At 37.0% G+C, this 18,488-nt stretch carries 19 protein-coding genes and 1 pseudogene; 1 reads left to right on the top strand and 19 read right to left on the bottom strand.

Features of this window, described 5'->3' with window-relative positions; genetic code table 11:
* Positions 1 to 4: 4 nt before the first annotated feature.
* Together leuS and BLP98_RS08420 are read right to left on the bottom strand one after the other, a co-directional pair.
* The gene (leuS, locus tag BLP98_RS08425; RefSeq protein WP_074482874.1) at positions 5 to 2,506 is read right to left on the bottom strand and encodes a leucine--tRNA ligase; all 2,502 of its coding nucleotides are present in this window, start codon (positions 2,504 to 2,506) and stop codon (positions 5 to 7) included.
* Positions 2,507 to 2,642: 136 nt separating this feature from the next.
* Positions 2,643 to 3,485, bottom strand: coding sequence for a patatin-like phospholipase family protein (locus tag BLP98_RS08420; RefSeq protein ID WP_074482873.1), 843 nt, complete (start codon positions 3,483 to 3,485; stop codon positions 2,643 to 2,645).
* A 107-nt stretch (positions 3,486 to 3,592) separates the two neighbouring features.
* Between BLP98_RS08420 and BLP98_RS08415 the strand changes: the two genes are divergently transcribed.
* Positions 3,593 to 4,309 (top strand): ion transporter, encoded by a 717-nt coding sequence (locus tag BLP98_RS08415; protein ID WP_074482872.1) that lies wholly within the window; start codon positions 3,593 to 3,595, stop codon positions 4,307 to 4,309.
* Between the two features lie 50 nt (positions 4,310 to 4,359).
* On the opposite strand, the gene BLP98_RS08410 is transcribed toward BLP98_RS08415, so the two are convergent.
* The 17 genes and pseudogenes from BLP98_RS08410 to BLP98_RS08330 all read right to left on the bottom strand — a co-directional run.
* Positions 4,360 to 4,905, bottom strand: coding sequence for a hypothetical protein (locus BLP98_RS08410; protein WP_074482871.1), 546 nt, complete (start codon positions 4,903 to 4,905; stop codon positions 4,360 to 4,362).
* Complete coding sequence (locus BLP98_RS08405) at positions 4,874 to 6,100, bottom strand: glycosyltransferase (RefSeq protein WP_074482870.1); 1,227 nt, start codon at positions 6,098 to 6,100, stop codon at positions 4,874 to 4,876. The genes BLP98_RS08410 and BLP98_RS08405 overlap by 32 nt, the downstream gene beginning before the upstream one ends.
* 8 nt (positions 6,101 to 6,108) lie before the next feature.
* Entirely contained in the window at positions 6,109 to 8,301 is a 2,193-nt protein-coding gene (locus BLP98_RS08400) for a beta-ketoacyl-[acyl-carrier-protein] synthase family protein (RefSeq protein WP_074482869.1), read from the bottom strand.
* On the bottom strand, positions 8,301 to 9,251 hold the full coding sequence (locus BLP98_RS08395; protein ID WP_074482868.1) for an aminomethyltransferase family protein: 951 nt from the start codon (positions 9,249 to 9,251) through the stop codon (positions 8,301 to 8,303). Before BLP98_RS08395 ends, BLP98_RS08400 begins: the two co-directional genes overlap by 1 nt.
* 2 nt (positions 9,252 to 9,253) lie before the next feature.
* Positions 9,254 to 11,221, bottom strand: coding sequence for a GNAT family N-acetyltransferase (locus BLP98_RS08390; RefSeq protein WP_074482866.1), 1,968 nt, complete (start codon positions 11,219 to 11,221; stop codon positions 9,254 to 9,256).
* A complete protein-coding gene (locus BLP98_RS08385) occupies positions 11,218 to 12,096 on the bottom strand; it encodes an ABC transporter permease (RefSeq protein ID WP_074482865.1) in 879 nt (292 codons plus the stop codon). Before BLP98_RS08385 ends, BLP98_RS08390 begins: the two co-directional genes overlap by 4 nt.
* Positions 12,089 to 13,018, bottom strand: coding sequence for an ABC transporter ATP-binding protein (locus BLP98_RS08380; protein WP_074482864.1), 930 nt, complete (start codon positions 13,016 to 13,018; stop codon positions 12,089 to 12,091). Before BLP98_RS08380 ends, BLP98_RS08385 begins: the two co-directional genes overlap by 8 nt.
* A complete protein-coding gene (fabZ, locus tag BLP98_RS08375) occupies positions 13,008 to 13,484 on the bottom strand; it encodes a 3-hydroxyacyl-ACP dehydratase FabZ (RefSeq protein WP_074482863.1) in 477 nt (158 codons plus the stop codon). Before fabZ ends, BLP98_RS08380 begins: the two co-directional genes overlap by 11 nt.
* Complete coding sequence (locus tag BLP98_RS08370; protein ID WP_074482862.1) at positions 13,477 to 13,773, bottom strand: phosphopantetheine-binding protein; 297 nt, start codon at positions 13,771 to 13,773, stop codon at positions 13,477 to 13,479. Before BLP98_RS08370 ends, fabZ begins: the two co-directional genes overlap by 8 nt.
* The gene (gene fabG / locus BLP98_RS08365; RefSeq protein ID WP_074482861.1) at positions 13,766 to 14,488 is read right to left on the bottom strand and encodes a 3-oxoacyl-ACP reductase FabG; all 723 of its coding nucleotides are present in this window, start codon (positions 14,486 to 14,488) and stop codon (positions 13,766 to 13,768) included. Before fabG ends, BLP98_RS08370 begins: the two co-directional genes overlap by 8 nt.
* A complete protein-coding gene (locus BLP98_RS08360; protein ID WP_234792818.1) occupies positions 14,485 to 15,327 on the bottom strand; it encodes an ACP S-malonyltransferase in 843 nt (280 codons plus the stop codon). Before BLP98_RS08360 ends, fabG begins: the two co-directional genes overlap by 4 nt.
* On the bottom strand, positions 15,327 to 15,635 hold the full coding sequence (locus BLP98_RS08355) for a hypothetical protein (RefSeq protein WP_074482859.1): 309 nt from the start codon (positions 15,633 to 15,635) through the stop codon (positions 15,327 to 15,329). The genes BLP98_RS08360 and BLP98_RS08355 overlap by 1 nt, the downstream gene beginning before the upstream one ends.
* Before the next feature lie 38 nt (positions 15,636 to 15,673).
* On the bottom strand, positions 15,674 to 15,877 hold the full coding sequence (locus BLP98_RS08350) for a hypothetical protein (RefSeq protein ID WP_074482858.1): 204 nt from the start codon (positions 15,875 to 15,877) through the stop codon (positions 15,674 to 15,676).
* A gap of 333 nt (positions 15,878 to 16,210) precedes the next feature.
* Positions 16,211 to 17,143, bottom strand: coding sequence for a helix-turn-helix domain-containing protein (locus BLP98_RS08345; RefSeq protein ID WP_074482856.1), 933 nt, complete (start codon positions 17,141 to 17,143; stop codon positions 16,211 to 16,213).
* Between the two features lie 213 nt (positions 17,144 to 17,356).
* Positions 17,357 to 17,896: a transcription termination/antitermination protein NusG gene (gene nusG / locus BLP98_RS08340; protein WP_074482854.1), complete on the bottom strand. Its 540-nt coding sequence runs from the start codon at positions 17,894 to 17,896 to the stop codon at positions 17,357 to 17,359.
* 109 nt (positions 17,897 to 18,005) lie between these two features.
* Positions 18,006 to 18,206, bottom strand: a pseudogene (locus BLP98_RS08335) (hypothetical protein); the annotation flags it as partial.
* 4 nt (positions 18,207 to 18,210) lie between these two features.
* A partial coding sequence (locus tag BLP98_RS08330; protein WP_142349366.1) for a hypothetical protein occupies positions 18,211 to 18,488 on the bottom strand: 278 nt, incomplete at its 5' end.

Raw genomic sequence — 18,488 nt, 5'->3', positions numbered from 1 at the left:
AAAATTATTTCACAACGATATTTACAAGTTTATTAGGTACCGCAATCACTTTGATAATGTCTTTACCAGCGATTTCAGCTTGAATTTTTTCGTTTGCAAGAGCAAGTTTTTCAAGTTCTTCTCGGCTTGAATCTTTTGGTACAACAAGTTTTGCACGAACTTTACCTTTGATTTGGATAACAATTTCAACGTCGTTTTCAACGAGTTTTGATTCGTCCCATGTTGGCCATGCAACGTATGAAATTGATTCACCTGATTGTGTCAAGACTTGCCACAATTCTTCAGAAAGGTGTGGTGCAAATGGAGCTAGCAATTGTACAAATCCTTTAGCGTAATCAGCAAAGAGTTTGTCTTCTTTATTAGCAGCATTGACAAAGACCATCAATTGAGCAATAGCTGTGTTGAATTTCATGGCTTCAAGTTGTTCAGTAACAGCTTTGACAGTTTCGTTGTAAACTTTATCCAAGTTACCGTTGTTTTCAGCTACAACTTCTTTTGTTGTCAACAAGCGGTAAACACGGTCGAGGAATTTACGTGAACCTTCAAGACCTTCTTCAGACCATGCGATTGAAGCATCAAGTGGTCCCATGAACATTTCATAGACACGAAGAGTATCAGCACCATAACGCTCAACCACATCATCAGGGTTAACAACGTTTTTAAGTGATTTAGACATTTTAGCTGGGGCTTGTTCAAGTTCTTCACCAGTTTCAATGTGGAAGAATGAACCATCACGTTTTTCAACTTTATCAGTTGCTACGAGGGCACCACGGTGATCGCGGTAGCTTGTTCCCAAAATCATACCTTGGTTAAAGAGTTTTTGGAATGGTTCTTTCGTTGGAACAACACCTAAATCATAAAGGAATTTGTGCCAGAAACGAGCGTAGAGAAGGTGAAGTACAGCGTGTTCAGCACCACCGATGTAGATATCAACTGGCAACCAAGCTTTTAGAAGCTCTTCATCAGCCAATTTTTCATCGTTGTGTGGATCAATGTAACGCAAGAAGTACCAGCTTGAACCAGCCCATTGTGGCATTGTATTGGTTTCACGGCGACCTTTAACACCATCTTCACGTGTCACTTCAAGCCAATCAGTCAAGTTAGCAAGTGGTGATTCACCTGTACCTGAAGGTTTGATATCTTTTGTTACTGGCAATACAAGTGGAAGTTGATCTTCTGGAACAGCTGTTGTTGTACCATCTTCCCAGTGGATGATTGGGATTGGTTCACCCCAATAACGTTGACGTGAGAAGAGCCAGTCACGAAGACGGTAAGTTACTTTCTTATTACCAACACCTTCTGCTTCAAGCCATTCGACCATTTTGTCAATAGCTTGCGCTTTATCAAGACCATCTAGGAAACCAGAGTTGATGTGAAGTCCATCTTCTGTGTAAGCTTCTTCTTCAACATTTCCACCTTCAAGAACTGGAATGATTTCTAGGTTAAATTGTTTTGCAAATTCCCAGTCGCGTGTATCGTGGGCAGGAACAGCCATGATAGCACCAGTACCGTAGCTAACAAGAACATAGTCAGCAATCCAGATTGGCATTTCTTTACCATTTACTGGGTTGATAGCATAGCTACCAGTCCAAACACCTGTTTTTTCTTTAGCAAGGTCTGTACGAGCAAGGTCTGATTTAAGGCTTGCTTGGTGTTTATAATCAGCAACTGCTTGAGCTTGTTCTGGTGTTGTAATAGCTTCAACAAGTGGGTGTTCAGGAGCTAAAACAGCGTAAGTTGCACCAAATAGTGTATCTGGACGAGTTGTAAAGACAGTGAAGTCTTTATCAGTATCTTTTACTTTGAAAGTAACATTAGCACCAGTTGATTTACCAATCCAGTTACGTTGCATGTCTTTGATTGATTCTGGCCAATCAAGGTCATCCAAGTCTTCAAGCAAACGTTCTGCGTATGCTGTGATTTTAAGCATCCATTGACGCATTGGTTTACGAACAACTGGATAACCACCACGTTCAGATGTTCCGTCAGGAAGCACTTCTTCGTTGGCGATAGCTGTACCTAGTTCTTCAACCCAGTTAACTGGTACTTCAGCTTCGTATGCCAAACCTTTTTCATACAATTTTGTGAAAATCCACTGAGTCCATTTGTAGTAGTTAGGGTCAGTAGTGTTCACTTCGCGGTCCCAGTCATATGAGAAACCAAGTGAGTTGATTTGACGTTTGAAGTTGGCAATGTTTTTAGCTGTAAATTCAGCTGGGTCATTACCTGTATCCATCGCGTATTGTTCTGCAGGAAGACCAAAGGCATCCCAACCCATTGGGTGAAGAACGTTGTAACCTTGGGCACGTTTAAAACGGCTAAGAATATCAGTTGCAGTGTATCCTTCTGGGTGTCCTACGTGAAGACCAGCACCAGATGGGTATGGGAACATATCTAACGCATAGAAGTTCGGTTTATCAGCGTCTGTTCCTGTTTTAAAAGTATGGTTATCGGCCCAAAAAGCCTGCCATTTTTTCTCAATCTCTTTATGATTATAAGTTGCCATGTCATTTCTCCATGTTCTTAGTATTGGTTACTATTATACCACGAAAAGAATAAAGAAAAAAGGCGAAATCACGGGGGATTTCATGCCTTTTGTTAATTGATGAGACAAGTTTGATATCAAATCAAATCTTCGCTCATTATTTTGCTAAATATTCCTTCAAGCTTGCCATATCTTCTTTGGCATCTGCTAAGCCGACTTGGTAAATTTCTTCATATTTTTCAGGGTTTGTTTCAAGTCGTCCGATTTCTAAATTTTGGCTTGGACGAATGGCAAAGAGGTCACCTTTATTTTCCAAGTCAATAATGTGCTCAACGGTCGCATTGTAATGCTCATAACGCTTTGAAGCGACTTCTACGAATCTAGGATATCTTCTGTAAAAAAGCTTATAAAGACGACCGCTACTTGGTTTTTTGCGGTAATCAATTGGACGTGTTAAGACAACAATCAATTTATCAAAGCCTAGACTTCTTGCAAAATCAACTGGGATGCTGTCTGACAAACCACCGTCAAGATATTTTTGTCCTTTCCATTCCACGATTTTTGAAGCTAATGGCAAAGCTGAACTAGCTCTGAGCAACTCCATTTGGTCAAAGACATTATCAACTTTGTGGTATTCGGGTTTTCCAGTTGCTAGATTCGTCACCGTTGCGTAAAAAGGAACTCCTGACTCCTCAAAAGCTTTTTCATCAAAAACATCTAATTCCATTGGAACCTTGTAATAGGCAAAGTCTTTATTAACGACATTTCCTGTTTTTAACCACGAACGAAGCCCCATATAATTTGGGTAAGAAGCGTATTTTTTATTGTAACGAATGGCACGACCTTTTTGTTTTGACAAGAAATTAACGCCAAAAAGTGCCCCTGCTGATACCGAAACAACACCATCAACCTTGATACCAGCCTCTAAAAAAGTATCTAGCACTCCTGCTGTATACAGGCCTCGCATGCCGCCACCTTCTAGTACTAAACCAACAGACATTCTCTTCCTCCGTTCTTTCTAATTTGTTACTTATTATACCAAAAAGTAAGTTATTTAGAGTGTTTCTGCTATGTTATAATAGTTCTAACAAGACCAAGGAGCCATTTATGAGAAAGAAAATCTACAATATCATCGAACCAACTGATAATGTAACCTCCATTGAAAAAATCTATGATCTTTTCATGGTTATCGTGATTATTGCAAGTTTGTTGCCTTTAACCATCAAAACACATTCGAGTTTTTATGCGCATCTGGAAAATGTAACAACTATTATTTTTATTATCGACTATATCTTGCGTCTGATAACCGCTGACTTTAAACTAAAACAAGGAAAATGGTCATTTGTCAAATACCCATTTACTTTTCTAGCAATGACTGACTTATTGGCCATTTTGTCATCACTTCTCTTTTGGAATAATACTTTTCGTCTGCTCAAAATTATTCGCATGGTACGTACCATTCGAGTCTTTAAGCTTTTCCGCTATTCCAAAAGTCTCAATCTTCTCATCCATGTCCTTAAAAAACAAAAAGATTCTCTGTTAATCGTTAGTGCTCTAGTTGTCACTTATATCTTTATCTCTGCTCTCGTCATTTTCAACGTTGAGCCAACAACTTTTCAAAACTTTTTTGATGCTCTTTACTGGGCAACCATTTCTTTGACAACTGTTGGGTATGGTGATATTTATGCCGTTTCTGCCATCGGTAAATTAATTACCATGATTTCATCAATTCTTGGCGTTGCTATCATCGCACTCCCTGTCAGCATCCTAACAGCTGGTTACCTCGAAGAAATTGAAGAACAAAAACGTCGTCGTAGACACTAAAATAATCAAAAAAGCTGAACCCCTTCAAGGAGTTCAGCTTTTTTTGATTATTAGAGATACAAATGAATAACTTCAGAATTAGCTTCAAAAAAGTAACCTAGCAGGTAATCATCAAACAACTTATAAGTAACCTGACTTGTACTTGGACATTTAAAACGGATTTCTTTTTCTAGCCATTTTTTGTAAAAAGCTAACTTTTTATCAGTAACTGCTTGATGCCCTAAAAATTTATCATACATAACTTCTGAACGATTGCGATACTCTTCTAAATCCACACCACAAAGACCATTTGGAGAATAGATTAAAACATGATAATTGCTTGAGTTGGAGTAAGAGATATGTCCTTGCGGTAGGGAAATTAAGTAAGTACTAGCAACCGAGAAAGCTTGTTTGCAGATTTCTTCGGCAAAACCAAGTTCTTTCAAAGCGCGATAAACAAAATGACTACCTTGCAACAATTTTTCTCGTGTCACCTCTCGACTGGCAGCCTGATAACGAGCTAAACGTGCGCCTGTCAGACAATTTTCTAAATCATGGAAAGAATTTTGATACAAGATGACAACATTATAATTTGTTTTGTAAGATAAATGTCGCAATTTCAGCCTCCGCTTTTTCTAAGGAATGCTCTGCTTCCTCTTTGATGTGATGAGTTAGCACCAGCATTTTTTCTTTATAATCAGCTAAGTGTTCTGTAAAATCATTTAATATTTGGTTTACATTTTGCTCTAGAGGATTTTCCAGTAAAGCCGCTGCTTGTTGTCGACTAAATTTCTTAATATTCCAGAATTGTTCGTTGAAAAATGGAATGCCAATAAAAGGAATGCCTTGTGCTGCCATAGCATAAACTGTTCCCTGACCTCCATGAATAATGGCAAATTCGATGGTTGAGTCAAGCTTTGCAAAATCAAGAAAATCAATCGTTTGGACATGTGAACCAGGTAACTTAATATCTCTACCACAAGTTGTTAAAAGATAGTGACGATTTTCTGGTAACTTGGTCAAAAATTTCTCGACCCATTCTTTTTTAAAAGAGGTGCCAAAACTCAATAAAATTTTAGACTCATCTGCTGTTTTTTGTGTTGAAAAACCGACATCATCAATCAAAATTGGACCGATGGTTTTGTAAGAAGAATGACTTGGAAAATCATAAAATTGGGAATAATCCGCAACCAGATTCAAATCACCTCTAAAGAGTTCTAAAGCGTTGTTAAAAGGAAGACCACCATTTTTCTTGAGATAGTTGTTCCAGGTGCTAACGTTACTAGAGTAAAAAGTAATCATCTTCTCAACAGTCTTTTTCATCTGTTGATGATTAAGTTTAGAGCGTCTACGGTTAGATTGAAAATATTTATTATTGGAGAAGAGTCCTTCTGAATTTTCAACAATTTCACTAATATGCGTTGCCCCGGAAATAATCCAGATAAGGGCTGTATTTTCTAAGCGGCAACTGGTAATAATGCTAAGACGATAACCCGTCACCACGGCATCAAAGTTTTCTTGACGCAGCAACTCTCTCTCGAAATCACAAACTGTTTCAATTTCTTGCTTGGTTAAAAAATTGAAATCCGTTGAGAGAGAAAAAAAGGAATCATAGCGTTCTTGATTATAAATTTCGGAATCTGCTGGGCAATGATGCCAAGTATAAGCAGCATTGTCAAAGATAAAAGGATAATATGATTCTCCGATAACATGAATCTCATGCCCTTTTTGATACAAATGCTCAGCAAGTTTTGATAGCCGCTGACTCTCACCCAAATTCATCATAAACGGGGCAAATAAAAATTTACTCATATTGCCACCTATTTTTTAACAATAGCAAATGAAATACCACCAAATTTTGAATATGATAGCACAAGATAATGCCCTGAAGCCAAGTCTTCATTAACAACAAAATCAAGTTCTTCACCAGCACCGTTTGACGCAAATGCAAATTGACCTTCAGCTAAATTTTGATAGCCATAAACCTCAGCTAACCCACTAAGAAAATCATAGTCAGTGCTTGCAATTTTCTTGCGAGAATTCCAGATGCAAGCTTTAATATCTGTCTTCGTCAAAGCTAAATCTGATAAAAGCTCCGTAAAGGCAGCATCAAAAATAGCTTTAACTTCTTCTAAGCTTTTACCACCGTATTTTAATTGGCGACTTCCTAGAATAACCGCTTCGTTTTCTTGAGCCTTACGTGATAAGATTTGTGCTGAGCAATAATCAGCCCCGATGAAAGTTTGCTCATCATAAGCCATTTGTTGCCACCACAACATGTTAAATTCTGTCCATTGATTGGCTGAAACCAAAATCACATGATCAACGTGGTCATTTCGCATCATTTCTTTAGCGTATTGAATGCCATCAATAGCTCCGCTATTGGTTGAAATAACGGAAACAGGCCCTTTAATTTTAAAGAGAATGGATAGCATACCTGCTGCTGCATTCATTACAGTAAATGGAAAACGTGACGCTGACACATGAGCATAGCCATCTTTGGTGATTTGTTCTTCAATACCTTCAACCACTTCAACTGGACCAAGTGGTGTCGCAAAAACAATACCAACTTTTGAGGTATCCATTTTTTTCAAATTCAACCCACTAGCACGAAGAGCTTTGTCTGTCGTCAAAGCAACTAATTTTGAAAAGTTGTCCATTTTACGAAACTGTGCCGGGTTAATGGTCTTAGGAGGCATAGCTTTTTTGAAACGATAAGCTTTGATGCCGTTAAAATCATTGCCACACAATTCATATTGTTTACTGTCCTGTACTGCTTTATCAAGTGAGCTAGCAGAAGCTAACAAAGTTAAGGTCACATCAGAATCTGCTGGGAAGGTTTCTAATTCTGAATCCAATGATGACAAAAGCACACCGCTGTTATTACCACCAAAAGCAAAAGAGAAGTTCATGGCATTTTTAATATGATGTTTGCGTTTTTGATTGTAAATAAAATTATCCGGGAAACCTTCGTGGCCGATAGTATTTTTAGTAGCTGGCACTGTTTGTTCTTCTATAGCCGCTAAACAGTTAATCAACTCAATAACACCGGCTGCTCCTAATGTATGACCTGTCTGACCTTTGGTGCTACTGATAAGCGTCGTTTCTGGGAAAAATTTCTCATACATATTTTTTTCCATTTTATCATTGGCTTGAGTTCCTGTACCGTGACCGTTGATATAATCAATAGCCTCAAAATCAATGCCTGCTTTTTCCACCAAAGTCTGAGCAATGTGAGCTGCTCCTTCACCTGTTGGTTTTGGAGCTGTGATATGATAGGCATCTGATGTAATCACACCGCCGATAATCTTACCGTATTTTGCTAAAGCTTTGTCTTTTACTAAAATAACAAAACCTGCTCCTTCACCAAGATTAATCCCTTTTCCAGATGAATAAGGTTGGCAAGCCATATTGGCACTAATAGCGCCAAGAGAAGTAAAGCCTGCTAGAGAAATATCACTCAATTCATCACAACCACCGCAGATAGCAAGATCACAATCACCAGCTTGCAAAAGCTGAGTTCCCAAAATAACAGCATTATTGCTAGCAGAACAAGCCGTTGAAATAACATAAGATGAGCCGACAATATCGTGATAAGCCATTAATTCATCAGCAATATGGTGAACAGAGGTTATTCCCATCAATTCTGCTTCAATCTGACGATCCCCATCTAGGAATCGGTATAAAGCTTCCTGACCAGCAACCTTACCGCCAAGAGACGTTCCCAAACACAAGGCAACTTTGTGATAGTTTTTCAAATCAACCCCAGAAGATACCAAAGCTTCTTGAAGAGCTGCAAAAGCAAATTTAAAATTTCGAGTTTCTTTTTGATAACACTCTGGAACTTCAGGATCATCAAAGATACGTCCTGTATAAGCCTCAAGTGTCCAATCATGATTTTGATAAAGGTTTTTAGAAATGCCGTCTTTCATGGCAAATAGATTGGCTTTATGCTCTGCATAATTTTTACCAAGAGAAGAGACAATTCCTACCCCACTAACATATACTGTCATTATTTGTTCCAACTTTCTGGGATACGATATGGATTTGAAAGAGTTTCAATAACTTGACCATCTGCTGTCACAAAATGAACACCAGAATAAGCAAAGTCTTTGCTCACTGTCATCAAACCAAGGTAACGGCCACTTTCACTAAGATCATCCGCTGACCAGCTGACTTTCCCTACAACCTGACCATCAAATAATACGTCTGTTTGCGCAGCAATTTTTTCAGATGCTGCAAATCCAAGACTACGTTGCTCAGTAGCTTGAGCAGCTGCCAAGAAAGCTTCTCTACCACGGAATTCTTCTTTCGTGAAATCAAGATTCCAAGAATAACCAAGTTCGTAAAGAGTGTGTTCTTTTGTAGCAAAAATGCTTGTAAGCGGCTGACCAACTTCAAAACGTAAGAAATCATCTAAACAGTCATCATAAGTTTCGATTCCAGCAAAAACATCTGCCACAAATTGGTCAAAAACAGCAACAGGTAAAAAGAATTGGTAACCAAATTCACCTGAGAAACCAAAACGAGCAAAATAACCTGCTTGATCTTGATAAGTCATTTCTGCCATACCACGGAAACCTAAAGTTGAAATATCGTAGTCGTAAAATTGTTGTGCAATTTCTCCAGAGTTTTTACCTTCAATTTGCACCATTTTATACTCAGCTGAAATATTTTTCACTGAAAACTCAAAGTCAAGTCCCGCAAAATAATCATCCAAAGCATTGTGACTGGCCACCCAATAACTGTCTTCAAATTTATAAAAAGTCACTTCATCAAAAACGCTACCGTCTTCATTAAGCAAAAATGTATAGCCACATGTTTCAGTATCCGCAAAAACAATATTTTTTGGAAGAACAAGATCCAAAGCTTCTTCACACTCTTCACCAGTTACTTCGTAAAGGTAACCGTCATAAATTTTATAGGCTTTATCTGTTCGTAATGTCGTATAAATACTAGTCATCGTTAACTCCTTTTGTATTCTGTTAATCTCACATTAATCGTGTGAGGAGGTGCTGTGTCAAAAACACATCTAATTTTTAAACTATTATTTTCCTTATATGAATAAAAAACGCCATCTGGGCAAAGCAATTGCACATAACGATCTTGTTTTTCATCATAAATCACAAGCTGTCCTTGATTTTCTAAAATATGAGCCTTATTCTGATAAGAAATGCGTTCAGAAAAACGCAACTGTTCAAGATTTCCTTTCATCTTTAACGTGAAAGAAAGTGAGGCTTGCTGACAATCTTTCGGAATCGCATTTTCTGGCAAAACTAGCTGATTGTGAGCTAAAACAAGCGAATCTATCGCAAATGTTTTTCGATTTTTGATCAAATGTTTGGTTCCATAACCAAATTCTTCTTCCAAACATAGTTTGGAAATGTATTTTAGTAAATCCTTCTTGCTGGCTGGATAAAGCTCTTTATCAAAACTATCTTCCTTGCCAAAATCCCTTGCCTCAAAAGAAATCTGATAAGAAGCTCCATTTAAATCACTGGCTTGACAAAGACTCAATGGACGAAATTGCATTTGATTACTAGCCTTCGCTAGTGGCTGATAACTGATATGATAACCTTCACTTGGAATATCATATTCAAAGTTCTCTTGCACAAATTGACTCGCTCGTAAAAAGTCGTCGTGTTCCAAAGGATAATAACCTGGTCGATTAGCCAAATAGTGATGACCATCTTTTAATAATTGCTCTTGGCAAAAAATCCTAAACCCTTGTTTTAAGAGTTCTGGCATCATAGCTTCTGCTTTACGATTACAGCTATAAGAGCACATTATGTGATGACCTGCTAATCTGATTTTTTTACAGATACGTGCTCCTTGATAGGACCAAATGATGTCTAAGCCAGCTTTTTTCTCAATGATTTTGTAAGTTGACTCTAGGGGCTTACTGAACATGATAAAAGTATCTGAAAAAATAACACGCTGATTTTTACAAAAAAGTAAATCACCTTCTGGAGATACCTTCAAACGATACCCTTGAAAATCCTGTTTCAAAAGCTGTGTCTTACCAATAATTTGACGAGAACGGTACTCCAATTGCACAGCAATCGTTCCGTGCTTGGTCAGGATTTTAGCCTGTACCTTATAAGACCTTCTTCCTTTTCCCAAAGTACACCGACAATGGTTGGGACCTAAGCAAACAAAACGATGACCAATTTTGGCTTGAATTTTCTCAACATCATCTGAAAAGAAATGAGCTTCTAGAAAATACCTGCCATTTTCCTTAACTACAGCCAATTGAAACAAATCCATTTTCAAGAAATAAGGCAAACTCGCCTGATCTTGAACCTTAAACACCAGTTCTTCATCCGATATTTGTGTTCGAATCAATGTCTCCTGATTTGTAACATCTTCAACTTCTTCTAAAATTTCAAAGGTCGAAATATCATAAGTTTTACCATGATAATCTGATAACCAAAAAGTCTTAATTACTTTTGGCAAATTGCTACGCAGCAAACGACAATGCAAAATATCTTCATAAGTCTGGCTAAATTCATGGAAACCATTTAGACGTGATAAAGAAAGAGAGGGTTTGTTGTATTTGCTGATTTCTGTAAAAAGATTTGAAAAACCAAGCTCAGCAATTCTCTCTAAAATAGCTCGATACAGATAACTAATAGCTTGACCACTACGATTTTCGGAATCAATGAGCAAAAAGCCACTGAAACTACTATTCCAATCTAGACACTCTAGAGTTATAAATTTGAAAAAGGCTGATGTTCCAATTAATTTATTTTGCTGACGTAGGAGAAAAAATGGTTGAACTTCCTTAACTTTCATGGTCAAATCAAAATCTTCTGCACACAAAGGATTACCATCTGGAAACTGATAAACCTTATTTTTATTAAATAAAGCAACAATTTCAGGATAATCAGCTGGACATGCTTGTGAAATCTCTAATGGATGTTCTTCTTTCATTTTTTAACCTTTTTAATCACAAAGTGAAGGAAAAGAAAAGCCAAGATAATTCCAAAACAATAAAGCATCATAAAATGATTACTCAAAGAATCTCCGCTGGCATTTTTTAAAATAACACCGTAAGATTCCTTATAATCTGTCAGTACTGAACTATCCGCCTTATCAAAGACTTTAGTCAATGAATCCTTCATCAGAACTTGTTTTAAAAGAGCGTTGATTTGCGTCAATGGAAACCAAGTCATGACTTGTTGCAAAGTTTTTCCAACCGAACCAATTGACAAATAAACCCCAGAAATAAAACCGATAAACGTCCCGACAATTGTACTTAAGGTCGTAAAAGCTGAGCTGGTTTGGATAAAAGCCAAGATTGGTAAAATAATAGATGCCGATAAAACAGTTCCCAAAGAGACAATACCGAAAATTTTCACATAATCCATGGCTGAAAAATCAAGCAAAGATGAAAAGCCATTAAAAATACCAATAGCAAACACACATGAAAACATGGTCAAAATAATGCCAAAAAGTGTTGCAAAAATAGCATACGATAGCTCAATTTTCATGGCTGAAGTTGGACTAACTTTAAAATCTTCACTCAATTTCTTTTCGCGGTCAGCCACCATAACCCCGAATGCCCCCAGAGTTCCTGTCATCGAAATAATAGTCGTCAAACCAGCAATCAGCCAATAATTAACCATTTGAAGGGTCTCTGTTGAAACGGTATTACTGTTGAGAGCAGCTTTAATCGCATCAATCTGAATTTGTCCCAAAAAGACTTGATAAACCACAACAAGGATGATGACAGACATAAATGACATGAAAAATGCCATCCGATCGCGCGTGTAAACCTTGCGATTTCTAGATATTAATTCAAACATTTGTCTCTCCTTCTTTTTCCTTCAACAGATTCAGATAAGCTGTTTCCAAGTTAGAATAAGCTACATTGAAACTTTCAATAACTGACTTATCGTGGTTGTCTGCGATAATTTGCATCATTTCATCGACCGTTAAATCTGAAAAGACAATTTCTCTTTCAGAAACCACCCTACTTTTAGCAACAAAAGAAGCTATTGACAGTGATGCCACCGAACAACCCTCTTTTAACAAGAGTTTTAGATTAGTTGTTGAATGAGCTTTGATAAAACCTGAAATATCTCCAGAATAATAAAGTTTCCCAGCAATCAAGACATTCAAAACATCACAAGCCGCCATTTCTTCAAGATAATGGGTAATCAGAACAACCGTCATGTGAGCTTCTTTGTTCAAATGGCTAATTGCCTCCCACAAATCATGTCTAGACTGTGGATCCAAACCAGTTGTTGGCTCATCCAGTAAAAGCAAAGAAGGATTCGGCAAAAGCGCACGCGCAATGTCCACTTTACGTTTTTGCCCACCAGATAACTGACCATAATATTTCTTTTGAATCGGACGAAGATTCAAGTAAGCTTGCAACTCCTCAAGACGCTTGTGAACTTGATTTTTTGACAAGCCATACAAAGCTCCACGAGCTATTAAATTTTCTTCAACTGTCAGGTTATCATCCAAGCGATTACTTTGAAAAACAATCCCAATATGTTGATAAAATTCCCTATCTGTCAGTGACTTGCCATTAATTTCCCAAGAAATATCTCCAGAACTTGGTTTAAAATTCTTAATCAATAAATTAAAAAGAGTCGTTTTCCCCGCGCCATTTGGTCCTAGTAAGCCATAAAATTTTCCCTCTTCTAAGGCTAAATCAACGCCCCTTAAAGCCTCAAAAGAGCCATAACTTTTTCGAATATTTTTTAATCTAATCTCCATTTTCTGACACCAGCATCCTTCCCGAAGCAACTTCTTGTTTCTTCTCATCTCGAATAATGGCTTGAATTTCTAAGAGCTGACCAAGTTTTGAACAAGATTTACAAGTAATGCTGAGCTGGTCCCCGGGAGTCACGATTTTTTTGAACTTAAAATTCTTAACACTTGCCAAATAACCAACTTTCTCAGCAACATTTTCAGCACTTAAATCAGCCAATGAAAAATCAGCACCACCCAGTGAATCCAAAATATAAAGCAAAGCCGCTGACTGCGCAGCCATTTCAATCATCAAAACCCCAGGAACAATTGGACGCCCAGGAAAGTGCCCTTGGAAAAACGGCTCATTGACAGTGATATTCTTACGACATTCAATAACACCAGTTTTATACTTCAAAACTTTATCCACTAACAAAAATGGATAACGGTGGGGTAACATCTTGATAATGTCTTCACTGTTAATCTTAACCATTGAAATCCTCACTATTTTCAATCACAAAATCAGCTAGTTTATTAACTGATGACAAAACTGCCATGTCATCATCATTAATCTCAACACCAAAAGTGGTAGACAAGCCAATTGATAATTCCAAAGCATCGATAGAATCCAATTCCAAACCACGCCCAAACAACGGTTGGTCATTAATAATCAACTCTTTATCAATGTCTAACATCAAAGAGTCAATCAAAACATCTTTAATTTGATCAACCACCTCTTGACGTCTTTTAATCACTTGTTTCTCTTCGTTCCAATTAATCATTAATCATTCCTCCATCGATTACCAAATTTTTTCCTGTAATATAATTAGCCTTATCACTGAGTAAGAAAGCAACTGCCCAAGCCACTTCCTCAGGTTGTCCAAATCTTCCCAAAGGAATGATGTGCTTTTCAATGTCTTCCTTATTACGCAATTCACTCGTCATATCTGTTTCAATAAAACCCGGGCTAACACAGTTAACCGTGATATGATCTTTAGCAAATTCTTTTGCCAAGGTCTTAGTAACCGCAATAATCGCACCCTTACTAGCTGAATAGTTAGCCTGACCAACTTGTCCAGCCACACCACTAGTTGATGAAATATTGACCACCTTACCTTGAATATGCTTAGCTTTCATAATGCGCAAAACAGCCTTAGTCATATTAACCAAGCCCATCAGATTGATGTTCAAAACATCATGCCACTTATCTTCGGACATCATCAAAAAATAACCATCTCGAATAATACCAGCATTATTAACCAAACAATCAATGCGACCATAAGTACGGAAAATACTTGTCACTAATTTTTGAACAGCCTTAGCATCTGAAACATCACACTTATACACTTCTAAACCAGGAAGTTCTTCCTTTAAAGCCATCGCTTTGGCATCATTGCCAGCATAAATGGCAATAACTTGGTAACCTTCTTTGTGCAATTCTGTTGAGATGGCTCTTCCAATTCCACGAGTCCCACCTGTGACAATTGCTACCTTCATTTCTTTTCCTTTCTGCGTTTCATCTTCATCAATTGTTTTGAAATAAATTTATTTGGCGATAAGTCAAGGACATCAGTGTCCTTGCTTAGAATTTCTTCCTTGATTTTTTGCCAATCAAACAAATGATCCCACTGATACAAGATTTCATCTTTTAAATCATCACAATGAAAAATGTAGCTAAAGTCTCGATTCTGAACAATATTTAAATCATCAACCAAATCGCAATAGTCATCCTTAGCCTGACTTAAAAAGCTAGTATGATAAGGAGCTTTAACCCCTAAACGCTTCACCTTTAACGGACAAGCTGCTTTTTCAGCCAACTCCTGCAATTCGGCCAAACTATCTTCTTTCATTGCCAAAACACCTGAAATCTCATCTGTTAAAATGGCTAACTGAAATTTCTCCGGATAGCAATTTAGAACCTTTTGTCGCAAAAGGTCCATGTCTTCTGTTATGACAAGCCACAATTCTTCCAAACGTGATAAGTTTTCAACTAATTGCGCCCGTTTTTTGATAAATAAAATAATGTCTTGAAAATTGGCACTTTCACTAGCCAGCAAGACATTAAAAATACCAGCACTATGTGCCGAAAATCTTGTTCCCGTAACAATTGCCTCTGCCTGTGTTAACCAAATATTATAAAGAAAAGTCGATAGCATAGCTGCATGCAAACCATCCAAACCACACTTTTTCTCTAAAATATTTTGAAACAATTGATACGACTCTAAATCGCACTCTTGCAATTGCAAAAGTAAGGCCTGTCCTTTTTCAGTCTTCGCCATTTGATGCAAATGTTTTAACTGAACATTACCTTGACCACCATAGATTACTGTAGACATCACCTTTGTATCCTTTCCACAAGAAGGATGGGAGCATTATAATCAACAATCCCCCCATTCTGGCAATATTTCTTGAGAATCTTTACTGCTTCATAAGTCACATAATCATAAGCCAAGCCCAAAATCTCCACCCTTAATAAAATAGCACCTTTTTCACAGATGCCACCTTCAACGATTCCTTCAGCATAATAGACCTTTCCTACTAAATGTGTTGAAATCAATAAACTATTTGTCAGCCGTGTATCATATAAACAATATTGATGATTAGAAAGCGTCTCATTCTTTCCTAAAATATTTGATGTTTTCACAAGCTTATCCCTCCAGCAGAAACGAGCTACTTTCGGAGTTACTCCTGCTCTTTAACAATAATTTTGGCATTTTGTCCAATTGTCCCTAGCAAAATTTTCTTCTGACTCTTTTGCTCAAGCAGTGTTAATTTAAACAGCTCATCATCCACCCAAACCGAAACTAATTTATTCTTTTCAGTCGTATTATTTAAAATCAAATAAGAAACTTCTTCAATCTTCTTTTCGATATTGCTCGTTATCATTGCTGTTATATCCTCTAGAAATACTTTCTTGTATTATTCTTCCCCTAATACTGTTTGGGTTAAACAGTATTCCTATTCAAACTAAAAAGTTATTTTACTTCTTAGCCTTTCCAAAAAATTAAAAAATTAAGCAACGTAAACATATCCTTCATCCTTTCTTATTTGTTGTCATTAGTATATATCTCTTTAATATCATGACGTGAGGACATTTATGTCCATATGAAAAAAACAGTCCAGTGGACTGTTTTTTCACGAGCCTTAAAATTAAAAAGCGAGTTGCTACAAGTGGACTGTTTTTTCACGAGCCTTAAAATTAGTAAAACAAATAGTCACTCAAAGGTTTTCACCAGGTTCTTTTTCACCCCCAAAAATAGTCATATCCTTATGCCACTCACGTTGCATATTTTGTTTAATCAAATCCTCTGATAAGAGATCTGCCATAACAATTGATTTCTCGTATTTTTCTTTAGCCTCCTTAAAATCACCCTTTAAAAAAAGAGCTATCTTCCATTGAAAAGCATAGATAAAAATATTATCCCTATAATCGTTACGTTTGGTCATGATACCACGCAAAACCCCAATCACATCTGGCAACAATTCATACTCACCATAGCAGCACAAAACTCCAGCAGCTGAAATAATCACATCTTGAATTTTTCCTAAATCAGCCAGAGGAAAATAACGAACCGCTAGAATCACCTTACTTAGCAAATCAATAAATTCTATTTTATCAAAATTATGAATCGCTAAAGACAACAAACGCAGTTGAATAATTTCAACATCATTAAAAGATAAACGACTCTTTCGACAAGCTTGCTCCAAATATTCATCCAGCAAGCCTTGATCAAAAGAAGCATTCCCCGTACATATCATATCCACAGAAGCTTGAGCGACTTGAACCGCAATCTGCTCCTCTTCTGGTAAGTAATCAAAATAATCTTCATAAATCTGCTCGATAATCTGCTCACGCTGCAAAAGACGTTCCTTATTTCCGTAATGATAAAGCGTGCGTAACTGATAACGAAGATTAATATAACCCTCTGGTAACTCTAAACCCTTCTTATTAATTAATTTATCTAGAGAAACTTCCAACTTCTCAGCAATATAAATGGCAGTAGCAATCGTTGGCAAAGACTGTCCCTTTTCAATCCGTTGCAATTGTCTGGTAGTTAAAACATCCTCAATGCCACAAACCATTTGCCGACTCAAACCTTTTTCTTTCCTTACCGCTCTTACTTTCTCTCCAAATTCCTTTTTTAAGTTCATGCAAAAATCTCCCTAATCTAAAATTGCTTCAATTGGAATAGTTTGATAATCAAAGTATTTATTTGCATTTTAACCGCTTTGTAATATTCTAAATATAGCAGATAAATGAGAGAAATACAAGATAGCCTAAAAAAATGTTCGATTTCTTAACAAAAAATACCCCAAAAAACGCTCCTAAGTCATCAAACCTAGAAGCGTTTAAAAATATAGTTATTACAATTCAGCGATTTGGTAAAGTTCCAATTCAGCTTGTGTTTCAGTGCCGAACATGTTAATCATCAATTTAACTTTATTATTTTCGATTTCAACAACACGTCCTTCTTGACCAACGAAAGCACCATCGATGATTTGAACCACATCACCTGGTTTGATGTTTGTATCAACAACATCAACAGTTTGTCCCATTGAAATAAGGATTGCGCGGATTTCTTCTTCCAAAAGTGGTGTTGGTTTTGAACGGTTACCATGTGAACCAACGAATCCAGTAACGTTTGGTGTGTTACGAACAACGAACCAAGCTTCGTCTGTCATAACCATTTCAACCAAAACATAACCTGGGAAGCGATTTTCTTCAACTTCTTTGACTTTACCATTTTTTTCAACGTTAACTGTTTGTGTTGGAATTTCGACACGCAAGATGTTATCCAACATGTTATAAGTTTGTGCACGTTGCAACAATGTTTCTTTAACTTTGTTTTCGTAACCAGAGTAAGTCTGTAGGACAAACCAACCTTTATCAAAAGAATCTAACATAATTTCCTCCATTATAAAAAGCCCCTAAGGGCTCTTTAGGTGTTTTTCTTTATTTTATTATAGGAAAAATAGCTGACGCTGTCAACGAATTACTGCTTACGGAAGTGAGTATTTCAGAAAGGGTCTTTTGCCCACTATCAAGCAATTGAAAGAGTTCATCTGATAATTCATAGACGACACGTTGAGGAGCAATCCCTCCCTCTTCTGTGACAAAATAATACTGCCCATTATGACGCCAAACAGTTTGACCGTAGCCTTTAATTTCTTCAAATTGACTAACGTCTTTCCAGCTTAATTGACTATGTTCCATAATGTTATAGCCATCCTTTAGCTTTTAAAAATTTATCTGGTATACGAAGTTCAATTTCTTCCATGATATCTTTAAGATAACTGTCCCAATCTGCAATCTCGCTGTAAGCTAGTCTTTTCCCCAAAGATGTTCCAAATTGGTCATTAAAAACTAGTGAAAAACCGCAAAGTCCGTTTTCATAGTTAAATTGAATCCAGAAATAATCATAAGCTGCAAAATTAAGTTTAAACATATGATGATTCGGAACATCGACAACATCATAGACAGTAATAGTCTCTACTC

Origin of the sequence: Streptococcus equinus (assembly GCF_900104225.1) — a bacterium.
Lineage (GTDB): Bacteria > Bacillota > Bacilli > Lactobacillales > Streptococcaceae > Streptococcus > Streptococcus equinus_D.
This window is presented reverse-complemented; position numbering and strand designations above follow the sequence as displayed.